Here is a 585-nt window from a genome sequence, read left to right as displayed (position 1 = left end):
GGACTTTTTTCAGTGAAGTTAATTTTTTCTTTTCTTCACTAATTTAACCACTGCTTCTGTCCGTGCAGTGTGGGGAAACATATCGACCGACTGGATATACTGGAGGTCATAGACTTTTACTAGTTTAACCAAATCTCGCGCTAAGGTCGAAACATTGCAGGATACATAGACCATTTTGTCTGGAACGTAGGTCAGAATGGTTTCCAACAGCTTATCATCTAAGCCTGTACGAGGAGGGTCAACTATCAAGGCATCCGCTCGGTAGCCATCACATTAGAACATAAAAGAGAGGTTGAACCTCTCTAAATTTATTTTTCTTCACTCATTTTTGATTTCACTTCATTATAAGATAGTGCATGGGATTCCTCTTCTACTGTCTCAGGCATTTTTCCTGTTTCGTAAAGAGATTTAATCTGTGTACTATCTAATGTTTCGTATTTCAACAATGCTTCTGCAATCAACTTATGAGTTTCACGATTTGACTGAATGATTTCAGCTGCTTTGTTTCGTGCCTCATTTAATAATGAACGAACTTCCTCATCAATCTCATAGGCTGTTTGTTCTGAAATTGATTTTTGAGGACTT

2 pseudogenes are annotated in these 585 nt (G+C 37.8%); both read right to left on the bottom strand.

From position 1 onward, the window contains the following. Nucleotides 1-18: 18 nt before the first annotated feature. Nucleotides 19-270, bottom strand: a pseudogene (locus GMD3S_RS10820) (23S rRNA (uracil(1939)-C(5))-methyltransferase RlmD); the annotation flags it as partial. Between the two features lie 38 nt (nucleotides 271-308). Further along, nucleotides 309-585, bottom strand: a pseudogene (locus GMD3S_RS10515) (ATP-dependent zinc metalloprotease FtsH); the annotation flags it as partial.

This window comes from Streptococcus sp. GMD3S (assembly GCF_000298695.2).
In the GTDB taxonomy this organism is placed as follows: Bacteria; Bacillota; Bacilli; order Lactobacillales; family Streptococcaceae; genus Streptococcus.
This window is presented reverse-complemented; position numbering and strand designations above follow the sequence as displayed.